Origin of the sequence: Geopseudomonas sagittaria (assembly GCF_900115715.1) — a bacterium.
GTDB lineage: Bacteria > Pseudomonadota > Gammaproteobacteria > Pseudomonadales > Pseudomonadaceae > Geopseudomonas > Geopseudomonas sagittaria.
Genome location: NZ_FOXM01000001.1, coordinates 433,949 through 451,575, shown reverse-complemented (window position 1 = coordinate 451,575; position 17,627 = coordinate 433,949). Strand labels below are relative to the sequence as shown.

At 68.2% G+C, this 17,627-nt stretch carries 18 protein-coding genes and 2 tRNA genes; 7 read left to right on the top strand and 13 right to left on the bottom strand.

What is annotated here, in order from left to right:
- Positions 1 to 24: 24 nt before the first annotated feature.
- Together BM297_RS02280 and BM297_RS02275 are read right to left on the bottom strand one after the other, a co-directional pair.
- On the bottom strand, positions 25 to 804 hold the full coding sequence (locus tag BM297_RS02280; RefSeq protein ID WP_092427858.1) for an ABC transporter substrate-binding protein: 780 nt from the start codon (positions 802 to 804) through the stop codon (positions 25 to 27).
- Positions 805 to 1,050: 246 nt separating this feature from the next.
- Positions 1,051 to 1,482 (bottom strand): Lrp/AsnC family transcriptional regulator, encoded by a 432-nt coding sequence (locus BM297_RS02275; protein ID WP_092427856.1) that lies wholly within the window; start codon positions 1,480 to 1,482, stop codon positions 1,051 to 1,053.
- A gap of 160 nt (positions 1,483 to 1,642) precedes the next feature.
- Here BM297_RS02275 and rocF point away from each other — a divergent pair, with 160 nt between their 5' ends.
- Positions 1,643 to 2,590, top strand: coding sequence for an arginase (gene rocF, locus BM297_RS02270; protein WP_217648231.1), 948 nt, complete (start codon positions 1,643 to 1,645; stop codon positions 2,588 to 2,590).
- Positions 2,591 to 2,803: 213 nt separating this feature from the next.
- Here rocF and BM297_RS02265 read toward each other — a convergent pair whose 3' ends face one another.
- The 10 genes from BM297_RS02265 to BM297_RS02220 form a co-directional block, all read right to left on the bottom strand.
- Complete coding sequence (locus BM297_RS02265; RefSeq protein ID WP_092427854.1) at positions 2,804 to 3,850, bottom strand: ornithine cyclodeaminase; 1,047 nt, start codon at positions 3,848 to 3,850, stop codon at positions 2,804 to 2,806.
- Positions 3,851 to 4,145: 295 nt separating this feature from the next.
- Positions 4,146 to 5,246 (bottom strand): redox-regulated ATPase YchF, encoded by a 1,101-nt coding sequence (ychF, locus tag BM297_RS02260; protein ID WP_092427852.1) that lies wholly within the window; start codon positions 5,244 to 5,246, stop codon positions 4,146 to 4,148.
- Positions 5,247 to 5,287: 41 nt separating this feature from the next.
- Complete coding sequence (gene pth, locus BM297_RS02255) at positions 5,288 to 5,872, bottom strand: aminoacyl-tRNA hydrolase (protein ID WP_092427850.1); 585 nt, start codon at positions 5,870 to 5,872, stop codon at positions 5,288 to 5,290.
- Between the two features lie 34 nt (positions 5,873 to 5,906).
- On the bottom strand, positions 5,907 to 6,494 hold the full coding sequence (locus tag BM297_RS02250) for a 50S ribosomal protein L25/general stress protein Ctc (RefSeq protein ID WP_092427848.1): 588 nt from the start codon (positions 6,492 to 6,494) through the stop codon (positions 5,907 to 5,909).
- Between the two features lie 107 nt (positions 6,495 to 6,601).
- Positions 6,602 to 7,543 (bottom strand): ribose-phosphate pyrophosphokinase, encoded by a 942-nt coding sequence (locus BM297_RS02245; RefSeq protein ID WP_090305038.1) that lies wholly within the window; start codon positions 7,541 to 7,543, stop codon positions 6,602 to 6,604.
- Between the two features lie 96 nt (positions 7,544 to 7,639).
- Positions 7,640 to 7,714: transfer RNA gene (locus BM297_RS02240), tRNA-Gln, on the bottom strand.
- A gap of 47 nt (positions 7,715 to 7,761) precedes the next feature.
- Positions 7,762 to 7,836, bottom strand: a tRNA-Gln gene (locus BM297_RS02235).
- Positions 7,837 to 7,854: 18 nt separating this feature from the next.
- On the bottom strand, positions 7,855 to 8,721 hold the full coding sequence (ispE, locus tag BM297_RS02230; RefSeq protein WP_092427919.1) for a 4-(cytidine 5'-diphospho)-2-C-methyl-D-erythritol kinase: 867 nt from the start codon (positions 8,719 to 8,721) through the stop codon (positions 7,855 to 7,857).
- A gap of 23 nt (positions 8,722 to 8,744) precedes the next feature.
- Positions 8,745 to 9,362 carry a lipoprotein insertase outer membrane protein LolB gene (lolB, locus tag BM297_RS02225; protein ID WP_092427846.1) on the bottom strand — a complete coding sequence of 206 codons (618 nt, stop codon included), beginning with the start codon at positions 9,360 to 9,362 and terminating at the stop codon, positions 8,745 to 8,747.
- Complete coding sequence (locus BM297_RS02220) at positions 9,359 to 11,092, bottom strand: tetratricopeptide repeat protein (protein ID WP_092427917.1); 1,734 nt, start codon at positions 11,090 to 11,092, stop codon at positions 9,359 to 9,361. The genes lolB and BM297_RS02220 overlap by 4 nt, the downstream gene beginning before the upstream one ends.
- Positions 11,093 to 11,268: 176 nt before the next feature.
- Here BM297_RS02220 and hemA point away from each other — a divergent pair, with 176 nt between their 5' ends.
- From hemA to BM297_RS02190, 6 genes are all read left to right on the top strand, one after another.
- Entirely contained in the window at positions 11,269 to 12,537 is a 1,269-nt protein-coding gene (gene hemA, locus BM297_RS02215; RefSeq protein ID WP_092427844.1) for a glutamyl-tRNA reductase, read from the top strand.
- Positions 12,538 to 12,595: 58 nt separating this feature from the next.
- On the top strand, positions 12,596 to 13,678 hold the full coding sequence (prfA, locus tag BM297_RS02210; protein ID WP_092427842.1) for a peptide chain release factor 1: 1,083 nt from the start codon (positions 12,596 to 12,598) through the stop codon (positions 13,676 to 13,678).
- A 149-nt stretch (positions 13,679 to 13,827) separates the two neighbouring features.
- Positions 13,828 to 14,688 (top strand): peptide chain release factor N(5)-glutamine methyltransferase, encoded by an 861-nt coding sequence (gene prmC / locus BM297_RS02205; RefSeq protein ID WP_092427840.1) that lies wholly within the window; start codon positions 13,828 to 13,830, stop codon positions 14,686 to 14,688.
- Positions 14,678 to 15,436, top strand: a complete 759-nt coding sequence (locus BM297_RS02200) for a molybdopterin-synthase adenylyltransferase MoeB (protein WP_092427838.1) — start codon at positions 14,678 to 14,680, stop codon at positions 15,434 to 15,436. Before prmC ends, BM297_RS02200 begins: the two co-directional genes overlap by 11 nt.
- Positions 15,426 to 16,220: a glutamate racemase gene (murI, locus tag BM297_RS02195; protein ID WP_092427836.1), complete on the top strand. Its 795-nt coding sequence runs from the start codon at positions 15,426 to 15,428 to the stop codon at positions 16,218 to 16,220. Before BM297_RS02200 ends, murI begins: the two co-directional genes overlap by 11 nt.
- A 131-nt stretch (positions 16,221 to 16,351) precedes the next feature.
- A complete protein-coding gene (locus tag BM297_RS02190; protein WP_092427834.1) occupies positions 16,352 to 16,867 on the top strand; it encodes an acyloxyacyl hydrolase in 516 nt (171 codons plus the stop codon).
- A 90-nt stretch (positions 16,868 to 16,957) separates the two neighbouring features.
- On the opposite strand, the gene BM297_RS02185 is transcribed toward BM297_RS02190, so the two are convergent.
- Positions 16,958 to 17,479, bottom strand: coding sequence for a DUF2878 domain-containing protein (locus tag BM297_RS02185; RefSeq protein ID WP_092427832.1), 522 nt, complete (start codon positions 17,477 to 17,479; stop codon positions 16,958 to 16,960).
- Positions 17,480 to 17,627 lie beyond the last annotated feature (148 nt).

The window sequence follows — 17,627 nt, the reverse complement described above, 5'->3', positions numbered from 1 at the left end:
GCCGGCGGGCCGGGCGGGGAGCGGTCACTCGTGGTAGATGTCCTGTGGACCGAAGTACTTGCGCTCGATTTCCTTGTAGGTGCCGTCGGCGTGCAGGGCGGCGATACCCTTGTTGAGCAGCTCCTTCAGCTCGGCATCGTTCTTGCGCAGGCCGATGGCGATCACCGAGGGCAGGCCCGGGTCGAGGATCGCCGGGCCGCTGTGGAAGCCCTGGCCCTTGGCCAGGGAGAGGAAGTTCAGCTCGGCTTCCAGCTTGTCGGTGACGATGGCGTCGAGGCGGCCGTTGGCCAGGTCGGCGTAGTTCTGGTCCTGCGACTGGTAGGCCTTGATGCGCGCGCCGGCCGGAGCCAGCTTGGCCCGTGCGTAGACCTCCTGGATGGAACCTTGCAGCACGCCGACCTGCTTGTCCTTGAGCGATTGCGGGGTGTCGCCGAAGCCGGCGTCCTTGCGGGTGATCACCGAGGTGGGGCTGAGGAACAGCTTCTCGGAGAAGTCGATCTGCTTTTCACGGGCCGGGGTGACGGCCATGGACGACATGATGCCGTCGAACTTGCGCGCGCGCAGGGCCGGGATCAGGCCGTCGAAGTCATTGCTCACCCAGGTGCACTTGACCTCCAGCTTGGCGCAGATGGCGTTGCCCAGTTCGATGTCGAAGCCCTTCAGGCTGCCGTCGGCGGCCACCGACTCGAAGGGCGGGTAGTCGGGGAAGACGCCGAAGCGGATTTCCTTCCACTCCTTGGCCTGGGCCAGACCGGCGGACAGGGGCACAAGAAGCACGGCGAGCAGGGTGCGAAGTTTGGTCATGGAGCTGTCCCACAGGTTGTCTTGTTTTTGTTGTGCGGCGGCTCTGCCCGGGCGGAGCTGGCCGCCGGGCCGGGTGCGGCCGGGGAGTGAGAATGACCTGTGGCGCGGCTCGATTGGTGTCGTAAAGGGTCGTCGGCCGAGCAATAAATCGTTGTTAAAAAGCCGAAAACAGCAGAATCGGCTGTGCGCCGTGTTTTTTATGTCCCTGCGTCGCTGGGTGTGTCGCAAATCCGTCCGAGTGCCCCCTCACTTGTAGGCGGCCAGCAGCAGATTGCTTTCCGAGTTGGCGACGCCCTTGAGCGCCCGCAGCTCGCGCAGCACCCGGTCGAACTCGCCGAGGGTCTCGGTGTGGATTTCCACCACCAAGTCCCAGCGGCCATTGGTGGTGTGCACCCGCACGGCTTCGGGGATCTGGCGCAGCGCGGCGATCACCGCATCGCTGGCGCCACCGCGCAACTCGATCATGGTGATGGCGCGGATCCCGCTGTTTTCCAGCTCGTTGCGCAGCTTGATGGTGAAGCCGACCAGCAGGCCGGAGCGTTGCAGGCGGTCGATGCGGTTCTGCACGGTGCCGCGCGACACCTTGAGGCGTTCGGCCAGGGCGGCGGTGGAGGCGCGGCCGTCCTCGCGCAGCAGGGCGAGCAGGCGGCGGTCGAGGTCGTCAGGGAGGTCATGCATGGGGCGTCACCGGGTGGTTGCGGGCGGTTTTGATCATAACGTCAGCGTGCCCTGTCATTTTGATCAATAGTTAAGCAGAAAATGTAATTTATCTATCTATCTGCTAGGCGGGCTCTTTCTTAAAATTTTCCTACCATTTCGCTCAACCGGAGTCGCCATCGTGCCAGCCATTCATGCCCTGTCCGCCCTGCCCAAGATCGTCAGCCTGGTCGGGGCGCCCACCGATGTCGGCGCCGGCGCCCGCGGTGCCTCGATGGGGCCGGAGGCGTTGCGCGTCGCCGGCCTGGAGCGGCGCCTGCGGGCGCGCGGCTTTCAGGTGCTCGACCGCGGCAACCTGAGCGGTCCGGCCAATCCCTGGCAGCCGCCGCAGCAGGGCTACCGCCACCTGCCGGAAGTGATCGCCTGGAACCAGGCGGTACACGACGCCATCTACGCCGAACTGCGCGAGGAGCGCCTGCCGATCCTGCTCGGCGGCGATCACTGCCTGGGGGTCGGTTCGATCAGCGCTGTGGCCCGTCACTGCCGCGACACCGGCAAGCAGCTGCGCATCATCTGGCTGGATGCCCACGCCGACTTCAACACCTCCGAGCTCACCCCCTCGGGCAACATCCACGGCATGCCGGTGGCCTGCCTGTGCGGCGCCGGCCCGCGCGAACTGGTCGAGATGGCCGGCCAAGTCCCGGCGATCCAGGCCGCCGCGATCCGCCAGATCGGCATCCGCAGCGTCGACGAGGGCGAGCGCGTGCGCGTCCACGAGGCGGGCCTCGAGGTGATGGACATGCGCTACCTGGACGAGGTCGGCATGCGCGTCGCCATGCAGCAGGCGCTGGCCGGGCTGGACGAGAATACCCACCTGCACGTCAGCTTCGACGTCGACTTCCTCGACCCGGAGATCGCCCCCGGCGTCGGCACCACCGTGCCGGGCGGGGTTAGCTACCGCGAGGCGCAGCTGTGCATGGAGATGATCGCCGACACCGGCCTGCTGGGTTCGCTGGACATCGTCGAGCTCAACCCGGCGTTGGACGTGCGCAACCGTACCGCCAAGGTGGCGGTGGAGCTGACCGAGAGCCTGTTCGGCAAGTCGACCCTGATGCGCGCCGCCGGCTGAGTCCGGCGAGTTCAAGGATCGACAGCGACCGGGGCCGCCACAGGGCGGCCCCGGTCGTTTGCATTCCGCGGTTTGTCGAACATGGCACCAGCCGGCTTCCCGTCGCCGCGCCAGTTACCCCTCCGAGCTTGCTTGCCGGCAGCTGGGCGAGAAACGGCAAAACGCCCCGGGCCATGGCGGCGCGGGGCGTTCGGCTGCAGCGCGGTGCGGCGATCAGGCGCGCTTGAGGGCCGGCTGCTCGGTGGCTTCGGCGAGCAGGGCGAACAGGTTCTTCGGATCGCGCGGGCTGGGCACCAGCTCGATCAGGCTGCCGATGTTCAGGCGCTCGGCGACGTCGCGCACGTAGCGCATGGCCGAGTAGTCTTCCAGGGCGAAGCCCACCGAGTCGAACAGGGTGACTTCCGCGTCGCTGCGCCGGCCGGCGGCCGCGCCGCTGAGCACTTCCCACAGCTCGGTGGTCGGCGAGCCGGCCGGCAGCTGCTGGATCTCGCCCTCGATGCGGCTCTGCGGCTCGTACTCGACGAACACGCTGGCCGCTTCGACGATGTCGCGGTGCAGCTCGGTCTTGCCCGGGCAGTCGCCGCCGACGCCGTTGAGGTGCATGCCCGGCTCGATCATCTCCGGGGTGAGGATGGTGGCGTTGGCCTTGTCGGCGGTCACCGTGGTGACGATGTCGGCACCGCGCACCGCGTCGTGCACCGAGTCGGCGATGATCACCTTGATGCCGGGGAAACCGGCCAGGTTGCCAGCCAGCTTGCGGGTGGCCTGCGGGTCGACGTCGTACAGGCGGATCTCGTCGATGCCGAGGATGCTGTGGAAGGCGATGGCCTGGAACTCGCTCTGCGAGCCGTTGCCGATCAGCGCCATGCGGCGCGAGCCCTTGCGCGCCAGCACGCTGGCGGCCAGCACCGAGGTGGCGGCGGTGCGCAGGGCGGTGGTCAGGGTCAGTTCGCTGAGCAGCACCGGCTTGCCGGTGTCGACGTCGCCGAGGGCGCCGAAGGCCATCACGGTGAGCATGCCGGCGCGGGTGTTCTTCGGGTGGCCGTTGACGTACTTGAACGAGTACAGCGAGGCATCGGATACCGGCATCAGCTCGATCACGCCGTCGGCCGAGTGGTTGGCCAGGCGCGCGCACTTCTCGAACTCCGGCCAGCGCAGGTAGTCCTGGCGGAGGTATTCGGTCATCTCGGCCAGGCAGGTGGTCAGGCCCTGGCGGGCGACCAGGCGGCTCAGGTCATTGACGTCGATATAGCGGGTCATCTTGTTGTTCCTCTTGGCTATCGGCTCGGGCGGCCACTGCGATGGGCGTGGTGCCATGTCTTGGCTCAGCGGCCAGGCGGCGTGTGCACGTCTGGCGATGCCGCTATTGTCGGCCCGCGCAGGCGACAATCCCGGCTGATCTGCTGCTGCCGCCCAGCCTGGCAAGCTGAAAGCCGATGAGGAACAGCCGATTCTGCTGTCGGTGCGCAAGCCCGGAGGGAGGAGAGGGGGCGATGATCCCGCCAGAAAGCACAAGCCCCGCACGAGGCGGGGCTTGGCGAGAGCGCTGGGAGGCTCAGACGTTGAAGCGGAAGTGCATCACGTCGCCGTCCTTGACGATGTAGTCCTTGCCTTCCAGGCGCCACTTGCCGGCTTCCTTGGCGCCGGCTTCGCCCTTGTACTGGATGAAGTCGTCGTAGGCGATGACTTCGGCGCGGATGAAGCCCTTCTCGAAGTCGGTGTGGATCACCGCGGCGGCCTGCGGCGCGGTGGCGCCGACCTTGACGGTCCAGGCGCGCACTTCCTTGACCCCGGCGGTGAAGTAGGTCTGCAGGTTGAGCAGCTGGTAGCCGGCGCGGATCACGCGGTTGAGGCCCGGCTCTTCCAGGCCCAGCGACTCGAGGAACATGTCCTTCTCCTCGCCGTCTTCCAGCTCGGCGATCTCCGCCTCGATCTTGTTGCACACCGGCACCACGAGGGCGCCTTCTTCCTCGGCGATGGCCTTGACCACGTCGAGCAGCGGGTTGTTCTCGAAGCCGTCCTCGGCGACGTTGGCGATGTACATCACCGGCTTGCTGGTGAGCAGGTGGAAGCCGCGGATCAGCGCCTTCTCGTCGCTGCTCATGTTCTTCATCAGGGTGCGCGCCGGCTTGCCCTCGGTGAAGTGCGGGATCAGCTGCTCGAGGATCGCCTTCTGGGCCAGGGCTTCCTTGTCGCCGCCCTTGGCGTTGCGCGCGACCTTCTGCAGCTGCTTTTCGCAGCTGTCGAGGTCGGCGAAGATCAGCTCCAGGTCGATGATCTCGATGTCGCGCTTGGGGTCGACCGAGTTGGACACGTGGATCACGTTGTCGTCCTCGAAGCAGCGCACCACGTGGGCGATGGCGTCGGTCTCGCGGATGTTGGCGAGGAACTTGTTGCCCAGGCCTTCACCCTTGGAGGCGCCGGCGACCAGGCCGGCGATGTCGACGAACTCCATGGTGGTCGGCAGCACGCGCTCGGGTTTGACGATCTCGGCCAGGGCCGCCAGGCGGGCGTCGGGCATCGGCACGATGCCGCTGTTCGGCTCGATGGTGCAGAACGGGAAGTTCTCCGCGGCGATGCCGGATTTGGTCAGGGCGTTGAACAGGGTGGACTTGCCGACGTTGGGCAGGCCGACGATGCCGCAGTTGAATCCCATGGTGTATCCCTCGCGGAGATGAGTTCGATCGTGGAGATGGCTCAGGCTTTCTGGCTGTGCAGTTTCTGCATGGCCTTGGTCCAGTCACCGGCGAGCATTTCCGGCAGCACGTCGAGGGCGAAGTCGATGCTTGCCTCGAGCTTTTCCTGTTCGCTGCGCGGAGCCCGGCCGAGGACGAAGCCGGAGACGAGGTGCTTGTCGCCAGGGTGGCCGATGCCGAGCCGCAGGCGATGGAAGGAATTCTGGTTGCCGAGCTGGGCGATGATGTCGCGCAGTCCGTTGTGCCCGCCATGGCCGCCGCCCACTTTGAGCTTGGCGGTGCCGGGGGGCATGTCGAGTTCGTCGTGGGCCACCAGGATGGCCGCCGGCGGAATGCGGAAGAAATTCGCCAGCGCCGCCACGGACTGGCCGCTGCGGTTCATGTAGGTGGTGGGGATGAGCAGGCGAACGTCGCGGCCCTGGTGGCTGAACTTGCCGACCAGGCCAAAGTACTTGCGGTCGGCGCTCAGGCTGACGCCCTGCTGGCGGGCCAGGCGCTCGACGAAAAGAGCCCCTGCGTTGTGCCGGGTCTGTTCGTATTCGGGACCGGGGTTACCCAGACCGACGATCAGTTGAATGGCAGTCACGACAGGGGCTCTCTTGGCTCAGTCAACGAGTGACTTATTCGCCTTGCACGCGGGAAGCGTGGATGTTGGCGATGGCCAGGTCGTTACCGTGGGCCAGGGCAACCAGCTCGACGCCGGCCGGAACGGTCAGGTCGGACAGGTGTACGGTCTGGCCGATGGCGACCTTGGCCAGGTCGACTTCGATGAACTCCGGCAGGTCCTTCGGCAGGCAGGAAACTTCCACTTCCGACATGGTGTGGGAGACTTCGCCACCCTGCAGCTTCACGGCATCAGCGGTTTCGGCGTTGATGAAGTGCAGCGGTACGCTGGTGGTCAGCTTGTGGTCGGCCACGGCGCGGATGAAGTCGGCGTGCAGGACGAAGCCCTTGGCCGGGTGACGCTGCAGGGCCTTGATCAGCACGGTTTCAACGGTGCCGTCGACGTTCAGGCTCAGCACGTGGCTGTAGCTGGCTTCGTTTTCCAGCAGCTTGGCGAAGTCCTTGGCCAGCAGGCTGATGGACAGCGGGGCCTTGTCGCCACCGTAGATCACGGCGGGAACCAGGCTGGCGTTACGACGCAGGCGGCGGCTCGCACCTTTCCCCAGGTCGGAACGCGCTTCGGCATTCAGGGCAAAATTGGTCATGGTATTTCTCCAGGGTGACAACAGCTCCCGAAACACTTGCGACCAGCGTTCGGGCTGTTGGCTAAGGCTCCGCGCAGAGGCGGAGCGGTTGTATCGGCGCCCGTTCCTTAGCGGAACATGGCGCTGATGGATTCTTCGTTGCTGATGCGGCGTACGGCTTCGGCGACCACCGGACCGATGTCCAGCTGGCGGATGCGCTCGCAGGCCTGGGCGGCAGCGGACAGCGGAATGGTGTTGGTCACCACCAGCTCGTCGAGCACCGAGTTCTCGATGTTCTCGATGGCGCGGCCGGACAGCACCGGGTGGGTGCAGTAGGCGTAGACCTTGGCGGCGCCGTGCTTCTTCAGCGCGGTGGCGGCATGGCACAGGGTGCCCGCGGTATCCACCATGTCGTCGACCAGGATGCAGGTACGGCCCTCCACGTCACCGATGATGTGCATCACCTCGGACTGGTTGGCTTTCGGCCGGCGCTTGTCGATGATCGCCAGATCGACGCCCAGGCTCTTGGCCACGGCGCGCGCGCGCACCACGCCACCGATATCCGGGGAGACGATCATCAGGTTCTCGAAGCGCTGATCCTCGATGTCGTCGACCAGGACCGGCGAGCCGTAGATGTTGTCTACCGGCATGTCGAAGAAGCCCTGGATCTGGTCGGCGTGCAGATCGACGGTGAGCACGCGGTCGATGCCGACCACGGTCAGCATGTCGGCCACTACCTTGGCGGTGATTGCCACGCGAGCGGAGCGCGGACGGCGATCCTGGCGGGCATAGCCGAAGTAGGGGATGACCGCGGTGATGCGGCTGGCGGAAGAGCGGCGGAAGGCGTCGGCCATCACCACCAGTTCCATCAGGTTGTCGTTGGTCGGTGCGCAGGTCGGCTGGATCAGGAAGACGTCCTTACCGCGGACGTTCTCGTTGATTTCCACGCTGATTTCGCCGTCGGAGAACTTGCCGACGGAAACGTCACCGAGGGGGATATGCAATTGACGCACGACACGGCGGGCGAGATCGGGGTTGGCGTTCCCCGTGAAGACCATCATCTTGGACACGCGCAGTACCTGCCGGCTGAGGGTGGACCTGGATGAACAAAAAACCTTTGTGAGCTCGCGGGTGTGCCGCAAAACCACAAAGGTTTTTCGAAAATATGGCAGGGGCGGCTGGATTCGAACCAACGCATGGCAGGATCAAAACCTGCTGCCTTACCGCTTGGCGACGCCCCTGTGGCGTAAATTGAATGCGAACCCGGTAAACGAACCTCGAGAGGTTATGGCAGGGGCGGCTGGATTCGAACCAACGCATGGCAGGATCAAAACCTGCTGCCTTACCGCTTGGCGACGCCCCTGTATCGTATAACCGAGTGCTATGCACTCACTTCCTGTGCCAGCGTTTCGAGCCTGCGATGCAACATCGAGATGTTGCGTCCCTGAGCTACGAAGCTTGGCAGAGTGGCCGGAAGCTGGCGCGAGACTTTATCAGCATCGTCACGGTTTGGGAAGCTCCCAAACACACAAGCTCCGGTGCCGGTCATTCTTGCGGGAACAAATTTGTTCAGCAAGTTCAAGGCGTTACGTACTTCTGGGTAACGCTGCTCGACCACCGGCTGGCAGTCGTTATGACCGCCCCCTTCGGGAAGGCCGCAAACTCTAATGGCCGGGGTGTCGCGTGTCAACTCCGGCGCCGAGAAAATTTCTGCTGTGCTGACAGACACTTGCGGCACGGCAACGAGAAACCACGGCTCCTCGAGGGTGACCGGGACCAGCCGCTCGCCGACGCCGCCGGCGAACGCGGCATGGCCGCGGACGAACACCGGCACGTCGGCGCCCAGCTCCAGACCGAGCGCGGCCAGGCGCTCGACGCCGAGGCCGAGCTGCCACAGGTGGTCGAGGCCGAGCAGGGTGGTGGCGGCGTCCGAGCTGCCGCCGCCGATGCCGCCGCCCATGGGCAGGCGCTTGTCCAGCCAGATGTCGGCGCCCAGACCGGTGCCGCACTCCTCCTGCAGGCGCCGCGCGGCGCGCACGATCAGGTTGCTGTCGTGGGGCACGCCGGGGATGTCGCTGTGCAGGCGGATCTCGCCGTCGTCGCGCCGGCGAAAGCCCAGCTCGTCGCCGTGGTCGAGGAACTGGAACACCGTCTGCAGCTCGTGATAGCCGTCGGGACGGCGGCCGAGGATGTGCAGGAACAGGTTGAGCTTGGCCGGGGCCGGCAGGATCAGGGTGGCTTCGTGCATGTCGGTCATGGGGCGGTGGGCAGTTACAGGCCGAGGCGGCGGGGCTGCCACTCCTTGATCACCAGGGTGATGTCGAGGTTCTGGCCGAACAGCTTGAGCCGCTCGGGCAGCCAGTAGCCGTGCTGCAGGCGGTAGTTGGTGTATTCGACCCGCCAGCCATCCTGCTCGAGCTGGGACAGGTGGCTGTCGGCATCCAGGGTCACCCGGCTCTTGCTGGTCGGCGCGGGCAGGCCGCGCACCCACCACAGCAGGTGCGAGACCGGCAGGCGCCAGCCGAGCTGTTCCTCCAGCAGCGCCTCCGGGGATTCGGCCTGGTAGCGGCCCTGGTTGGCCACCTCGAGCTGGATGTCGCCCTCGCGGCCGGTCAGGCGGGCGGCGCCGCGACCGAGCGGGCCGGACAGGCGAATGTCGTAGTAGTCCTGGCGCTGCAGCCAGAACAGCGTGCCGCTGCCGGAGTCCTGTGGTGCGCGGATGCCGACCTTGCCGCTGATCTGCCAGCCGTCGATGCTGGCGACCTGGGCCTTGTGGCTGCGCCAGCTGGCGGCTTCGCCCTGGCCACCGAGGTCCTCGCGCGGGCCGATACCGGCGCAACCGGCGAGCAGCAGCAGGCCGGCGAGCAGCAGCAGGCTGCGCGCGTTCATGGCTGCACCTTGCCGGTCAGGCGCTTGAGGGTTTCCTGCAGCACGCTGCTGTCCGGCGTATCGCTCAGCGCCTGGCGCCAGACCTTGCGCGCCGCGTCCTGCTGGCCGCTGACCCACAGCACTTCGCCGAGATGGGCGGCGACCTCATGGTCGGGCATGCGCTGGAGGGCCTGGCGCAGCAGTTGCTCGGCCTCGGTCAGGTTGCCCATGCGGTAGTTGACCCAGCCCAGGCTGTCGAGGATCGCGGGGTCGTCGGGATTGAGTTCGTAGGCCCTGGTGATCAGCTCGTGGGCCTCGGCATAGCGGGTGGTGCGGTCGGCCAGGGTGTAGCCGAGGGCGTTGAGCGCCATGGCGTTGTCCGGTTCGCGCTCGATGATGAAGCGCAGGTCCTGTTCCAGGCCGGCCAGGTTGCCACGCTTTTCGGCGAGCATGGCGCGGGTGTAGATCAGGTTGAGATCCTCCGGGAACTGCTCGAGGGCCGCGCTGATGCGCTGCCAGGCGGCGTCGAGGCGCTGCTGCTTGGTCAGGCTCTCGATCTCGATCAGGTACAGCTGCAGGGCATAGTCGGGCTGGCTGTCACGCTCGCTGGCGAGCAGGCGTTCGGCTTCGCCACTGCGTCCGGCCTTGACCAGCAGCTCGGTGCGGCGCACCTGCGCCGGCAGGTAGTCGTTGCCCGGGCCGACCTCGGCGTACTCACGCAGGGCGACGCGGCTGTCGCTTTCCTGCTCAGCGATGCGGCCGAGGTTGAAGTGGGCGGCGTCGACATGGCTGTCGCGCTCGATCAGTTCCTGGAGGAGGGCGCGTGACTCGTCCCAGGCCTTGGCCTCGAAGCTGACCAGGGCCAGCGACAGGCGCAGGTCGTCGTCCTCGGGAAAGCGCTGCTGCAGCTCGATGAACTGCGCGCGCGCCGCCTCCAGCTGTTGCGCCTCCAGCAGCTGGCGGGCATAGGTCAGGCGAAGGCGCTTGTCGTCGGGGTGCCGGCGCAGGCCGTCCTTGAGCAGCGGCAGGGACTCCTCGCTGCGCTCCAGTGAGCGCAGCAGACGGGCGCGCAGCAGCAGCGGGGCGACCTCGCGGCTGCCGGCGGGGTGTGCCTCAAGGCTGGCCAGGGCCTCCTCGCTGCGGCCGTCCTGCTGCAGCAGCACGGCGCGGCCGAATACCAGCTGGGCATTGTCCGGGTAGCGCGCGAGCAGCTGCTCGAAGCTTTGCAGCAGGCCGGCCCTGGCCTCGGGGTCGAGCTGGGCGGCGCTCAGGGCGAGGAAGTCGAAGTGGGTGTCGCCCTTGGCCTGCAGCACCTGCTCCATATACAGCATGGCCTGGTCGTGGCGACCGGCGCGGGCCAGCTGGACGGCGGCGACGCGCTGGGCATCGAGGTTGTCCTCGGCGCTGTCGGCCCACAGCAGGGCGGTTTCCAGCGCGGCCTCGTCGGCGCCCAGGTACTCGGCGATGCGGAAGGCGCGCTCGGCCACCGCCGGGTCGCCGGTGGCGTGGGCCTGCTCGACGTAGTTGGCCAGGGCGATATCGAAGCGGTCGCGCTGTCCGGCCAGTTCGGCGACCAGCAGGCTGTACAGGGTGTCGCGGCTGAACGGGGCGCTGGGTACGGCGGCAACGGCCGCGCTCGGCGGGGTGGCGGTCTCGGTTGTCGGCGCCGCCGCGTCGGGGCGGGCGGAGGGCAGAATCTGGCAGCCACCCAGCAGGGCGAAGGCGCTCAACAACGCGAAGGATTTGTTCATGGCAGGCATTAGGCGGGCTCACCGGCAAGTCGGCCAATCATGCCACAAGCGCCCCGTCAATCCCATGCTTGCCGGGCGTCATCGTCGGGCCGAGGGGAGCGGCTACGTCAGGCAGTTGTCCTGCACCGGCCTAAGTAGGACAATTGTCGGCTTCCAGGCCACCTCAGCAGCCCCGCATGGCTTTTCTCGCCCTCGGCATCAACCATAAAACCGCATCCGTGGCGGTCCGCGAGCGCGTGGCTTTCGGCCCCGAGCAGCTGGTCGAGGCCCTGCAGCAGCTGTGCCGGGTGACGCCGTGCCGCGAGGCGGCGATCCTCTCCACCTGCAACCGCAGCGAGCTGTACCTGGCGCTGGACGAGGCGCAGGCCGAGGCGATCCTCGCCTGGCTGGCCGGCTACCACGGCCTCAGCCTCGACGAACTGCGCGCCTGTGCCTACATCCACGAGGACAACGACGCGGTGCGCCACATGATGCGCGTGGCCTGCGGGCTGGACTCGATGATCCTCGGCGAGCCGCAGATCCTCGGCCAGATGAAGGACGCCTACGCCAGCGCCCGCGAGGCCGGCACCCTCGGCCCGCTGCTCGGCCGGCTGTTCCAGGCCACCTTCAGCACCGCCAAGACCGTGCGCACCGACACCCGCATCGGCGAGAACCCGGTGTCGGTGGCCTTCGCCGCGGTGAGCCTGGCCAAGCAGATCTTCAGCGACCTGCCGCGCAGCCAGGCGCTGCTGATCGGCGCCGGCGAGACCATCACCCTGGTCGCCCGCCACCTGCACGAGCAGGGCATCCGGCGCATCGTGGTGGCCAACCGCACCCTCGAGCGCGCCAGCCAACTGGCCGAGGAGGTCGGCGGCCAGGCCGTGCTGCTGGCCGACATTCCCGAGCAACTGGTCAACAGCGACATCGTCATCAGCTCCACCGCCAGCCCGCTGCCGATTCTCGGCAAGGGCGCGGTGGAGCGCGCGCTGAAGAAGCGCAAGCACCGCCCGGTATTCATGGTCGACATCGCCGTGCCGCGCGACATCGAGCCGGAAGTCGGCGAACTGGACGACGTCTACCTGTACACCGTCGACGATCTGCACGAGGTCATCGCCGAGAACCTGCGCAGCCGCCAGGGCGCTGCGCGCGCCGCCGAGGAGCTGGTGCTGACCGGGGTCGACGAGTTCATGGCGCGCCTGCGCGAGCGCGACAGCGTCGACCTGCTGCGCGGCTACCGCCAGCGCGCCGAACAGCTGCGCGACGAGGAGCTGGCCAAGGCCCTGCGCCAGCTCGGCAACGGCATCCCGGCCGAGGACGTGCTGGCCCAGCTGGCCCGTGGCCTGACCAACAAGCTGCTGCATGCGCCCAGCGTGCAGCTGAAGAAGTTTTCCGCCGCCGGCCGCCACGATGCGCTGGCCGTAGCCCAGGAACTGCTCGACCTCGACGGGGCCGGGCACAACCGCTAACCGCCCGTGCGCGCCGCGCCGATCGACCGGCGTGGCGCCGGCCATGGTGAAACCACCGATGAAAGCCTCGCTGCTGAACAAGCTCGATACCCTGCAGGACCGTTTCGAGGAGCTGACCGCGCTGCTCGGCGACGCCGAGGTGATCAGCGACCAGACCAAATTCCGCGCCTACTCCCGCGAATATGCGGAGATCGAGCCGGTCAACGCCGCCTTCCGCGAGTTCCGCAAGGTGCTGGGCGACCTCGAGGGCGCCCAGGCGCTGCTCAAGGACAGCGATCCCGACCTGCGCGCGATGGCCGAGGAGGAAGTGACCGCGGCCAAGGCGCAGCTCGAGGTGCTGGAGAGCCGCCTGCAACGCATGCTGCTGCCCAAGGACCCCAACGACGGGCGCAACGTGTTCCTCGAGATCCGCGCCGGCACCGGCGGCGACGAGGCGGCGATCTTCTCCGGCGACCTGTTCCGCATGTACTCGCGCTACGCCGAGCGCCAGGGCTGGCGCGTCGAGATCCTCTCCGAGAGCGAGGGCGAGCACGGCGGCTACAAGGAGGTGATCGCCCGCGTCGAGGGCGACAACGTCTACGCCAAGCTCAAGTTCGAGTCCGGCGCCCACCGGGTGCAGCGCGTGCCGGAAACCGAATCGCAGGGGCGCATCCACACCTCGGCCTGCACCGTGGCGGTGCTGCCCGAGCCCGACGAGCAGGCGGCCATCGAGATCAACCCAGCCGACCTGCGCGTCGACACCTACCGCGCTTCCGGCGCCGGCGGCCAGCACATCAACAAGACCGACTCGGCGGTGCGCATCACCCACCTGCCGACCGGCATGGTGGTCGAGTGCCAGGAAGAACGCTCGCAGCACAAGAACCGCGCCCGCGCCATGGGCTGGCTGGCGGCCCGCCTGCAGGACCAGCAGGACGCCGCCGCGCACAAGGAAATCTCCGAGACGCGCAAGCTGCTGGTCGGCTCCGGGGATCGTTCCGAGCGCATCCGCACCTACAACTTCCCGCAGGGTCGGGTCACCGACCACCGCATCAACCTGACCCTGTACTCGCTGAACGAGATCATGGGCGGCGCGGTGGAGCAGGTGATCGAGCCGCTGCTGCAGGAATACCAGGCCGACCAGCTGGCGGCGCTGGGCGATTGATGCTGCGCGCCGGTGGCTTGATCGCCAGGCCGTAGGGTAGAAACGCGCGCAGCGCTTTTCTACCGCCGTCACCGTCGCTTCTGGTGGACAACGCTGTGCGGTTGTCCACCCTACATTCGAACGCGCCTCCGCCGGAGAACGCCGCTGCCATGCCCACCATCGAATCCCTGTTGCACGCCGCCGAGCTGCCCGACTCGCCCAGCCCCAGGCGGGACGCCGAGCTGCTGCTGGCCTTCTGCCTGGGCAAGTCGCGCAGCTACCTGCGCACCTGGCCCGAACAAGCGGTGGACGCCGCGACCGCTGCGCGTTTCGCCGCCCTGCTGGAGCGCCGCCGCGGCGGCGAGCCGGTGGCCTACCTGCTCGGCCAGCAGGGCTTCTGGAGCCTGGATCTGGAAGTGGCGCCGCACACCCTGATCCCGCGTCCGGACACCGAGCTGCTGGTGGAAACCGCGCTGACGCTGTGCCCCGGCGGCCCGGCCCGCGTGCTCGATCTGGGCACCGGCACCGGCGCCATCGCCCTGGCCCTGGCCAGCGAACGACCGGTCTGGCAGCTGCTCGGCGTCGACCGCGTGCTCGAGGCGGTGCTGCTGGCCGAGCGCAACCGCGCGCGCCTCAAGCTGGCCAATGCCCGCTTCGTCGAGAGCGCCTGGTTCGCCGCCCTGGCCGGGCAGCGCTTCGCGATGATCGTCGGCAATCCGCCGTACATCGCCGCCGATGATCCGCATCTGGCCCAGGGTGACGTGCGCTTCGAGCCGGCCAGCGCGCTGGTCGCCGGCACCGATGGGCTGGACGACATCCGCCAGATCGTCGCCGCGGCCCCCGAGCATCTCGAGCCCGGCGGCTGGCTGCTGCTCGAGCACGGCTACGATCAGGGCGCAGCGGTGCGCGCCCTGTTCGCGGCCCGCGGCTTCACGCAAGTGGAAAGCCGCCGCGATCTGGGCGGCAACCAGCGCATCACCCTCGGCCGCTGGAATGGCGAGCCCTCTTTTGGTGAACCGCATGTTGAGTGACGACGAACTGCTGCGCTACAGCCGGCAGATCCTGCTGAAACAGATCGACATCGACGGCCAGCTGCGGCTGAAGAACGGCCGCGTGCTGATCGTCGGCCTCGGCGGCCTCGGCTCGCCGGTGGCGCTGTACCTGGCGGCGGCCGGCGTCGGCGAGCTGCACCTGGCCGACTTCGACGCGGTCGACCTGACCAACCTGCAGCGCCAGGTGATCCACGACACGCCCAGCGTCGGCCAGGCCAAGGTCGACTCGGCCATGGCCCGCCTCGCCGCCATTAACCCGCACGTGGCGCTCAGACCGCTGCGCCAGGCGCTGGACGCCGACAGTCTGGCGGCGGCGGTGGCGGCGGTCGACGTGGTAGTCGACTGCTGCGACAACTTCGCCACCCGCAGCGCGGTGAATGCCGCCTGCGTCGCCGCCGGCACGCCGCTGGTGTCCGGCGCGGCGATCCGCCTGGAGGGCCAGCTGGCGGTGTTCGATCCGCGCAACGCCGCCAGCCCCTGCTACCACTGCCTGTACGGCGCGGGTAGTGAGGACGAGCTGACCTGCAGCGAAGCCGGCGTGGTCGGCCCGCTGGTCGGCCTGGTCGGCAGCCTCCAGGCGCTGGAAACCCTCAAGCTGCTGGCCGGCTTCGGCGAGCCGCTGGTCGGCCGCCTGCTGCTGGTCGATGCGCTGACCAGCCGCTTCCGCGAGCTGCGCGTCAAGCGCGACCCGCAGTGCGCCGTCTGCGGGGGCCGCCATGTCGAGTGAGGCGCCGATCGGGGTGTTCGACTCCGGGGTCGGCGGTCTGTCGGTGCTCGGCGAGATCCGCGCGCGCCTGCCGGCCGAGTCGCTGCTCTACGTCGCCGACAGCGGCCACGTGCCCTACGGCGAGAAGAGTCCCGAATACATCCGCGAGCGCTGCCGGCTGATCGCCGACTTCCTCCTCGGCGCGGGCGCCAAGGCGCTGGTGGTGGCCTGCAACACCGCCACCGTGGCGGCGGTGGCCGAGCTGCGCGAGCGCCACCCCGGGCTGCCCATCGTCGGCATGGAGCCGGCGGTCAAGCCGGCCGCGGCGGCCACCCGCAGCGGCGTGGTCGGCGTGCTGGCCACCACCGGCACCCTGAAGAGTGCGCGCTTCGCCGCCCTGCTGGATCGCTTCGCCCACGACTTGCAGGTGGTCACCCAACCCTGCCCGGGGCTGGTGGAATGCGTCGAGCAGGGCGCCCTGCAGGCGGCGCAGACCCGCGCGCTGCTCGCCTCCTACGTGCAGCCGCTGCTGGCGGCCGGCTGCGACACGCTGATTCTCGGCTGCACCCACTACCCCTTCCTCAAGCCGCTGCTGCGCGAGCTGGTGCCGGCCGGGGTGGAGCTGATCGACACCGGCGCCGCAGTGGCGCGCCAGCTCGAGCGTCTGCTGGCCGAGCGTGGCCTGCTGGCCAGCGGCCCGGCGCAGCCGGCGCGCTTCTGGTCGAGCGGCGAGCCGGCCGCTCTGGCGCGCGTGCTGCCGGTGCTGTGGGGTGCGGCGGCGACGGTTGGCGCGCTGGAGCGCTGACGCCGCGCCATTTTCGTTCCGACGAACGGCTCCTATACTGCAAGCAGATTGCCACTGCCGGGCACTGCGCGCGGTGCACCGGCGGTCAGAGGATTCGCCTCCACAACAACGAAAATAAGGAAGTTCCGACCATGAAGCGATTGCTGAGCATCGGTGCCGTCGTGGCCCTGGCCCTGGGCGCGAGTGCGCCGGCCAGTGCCTGGGACGTGACCCTGGCCGGCGGGGTGACCCGCGAGTCCACCGAGGTGGTGCGCCTGGGCCTGCAGCGCGACTTTGAGCGCAGCTGGTGGCAGAGCTCCACCGGCCGCCTGACCGGTTACTGGGACGCCGGCTACACCTACTGGTCCGGCGACGAGTCGGCCAGCAACCACAGCCTGTCGTTCGCCCCGGTGTTCGTCTACGAGTTCGCCGGCGATAGCGTGCGCCCCTACGTCGAGGCCGGCATCGGCGCGGCCTTCTTCGACAGCACCGAGCACGAAAGCCACGACCTGAGCACCTCCTTCCAGTTCGAGGACCGCATCGGCTTCGGCCTGCGCTTCGCCGGCCAGGAGATCGGCGTGCGCGCCATCCACTACTCCAACGCCGGAATCAAGAAGCCCAACGACGGCGCCGAGACCTACACCCTGCACTACCGCACCTCGTTCTGAGGCGCTGTATCGGTAGGAGGCCCGACCCCGGGGCGATGCGGGCCGCAGGTCCGCCAAACAGGCAAAGCACCACCCCGAGGTCTGAGTGCTTCAGCCGCGCAGCCGCGCCTGCTCGCGGTACAGCGCGGCAAAGCCGTGCAGCACCGGCATCAGCAGCGCCCACAGGCCGGCGAGCAGCAGCAGGGTCGGCGCGCTGCCCAGCGGCAACCCGACCCCGGCGATGCTGGCGCCTGCCCAGTAGGACAGCGGCCCGGCCACGGCGCCGAGCAGGCTGCCCAGCCACCAGGGCCGCGCGGTCCAGGCCAGGCAGTGGTTCAGCGTGGTGGCGAACAGGGCCCAGAGCAGCGCCAGCCACAGCGGCACCAGCCGCCGCGCCGGGTCGTCGCCGAAGTCGAACACGCCGAACTGCAGCAGCAGACTGTCCAGAGCGCTGCCGGCGAGCAGCACGCTGGCCACCAGGCGGCCTTCCGAGCGCCAATCGGCGACCCACAGGAAATGCGCCAGCAGCACGATGACCGGCACGCCGAGCAGCAACGGCTGCTGGGTGGAGAACACACAGGCGAACCAGCCGGCCTGGAACAGCAGGGCGTTGAGCAGCAGTTTGCGGTTCATGGTCACGACCTTGCGAATGGGGGCGGCATTGTCGCTGCCTCGGCTGGTCGGGGCCAGCCGCGCAGGGCGGCAAGGGGATGCCTGCGGCATCCTTGGTGGGGCACGCCGCTGCGCGGCTGACCCACCCTGCACAGCGCAGCCTGCACGA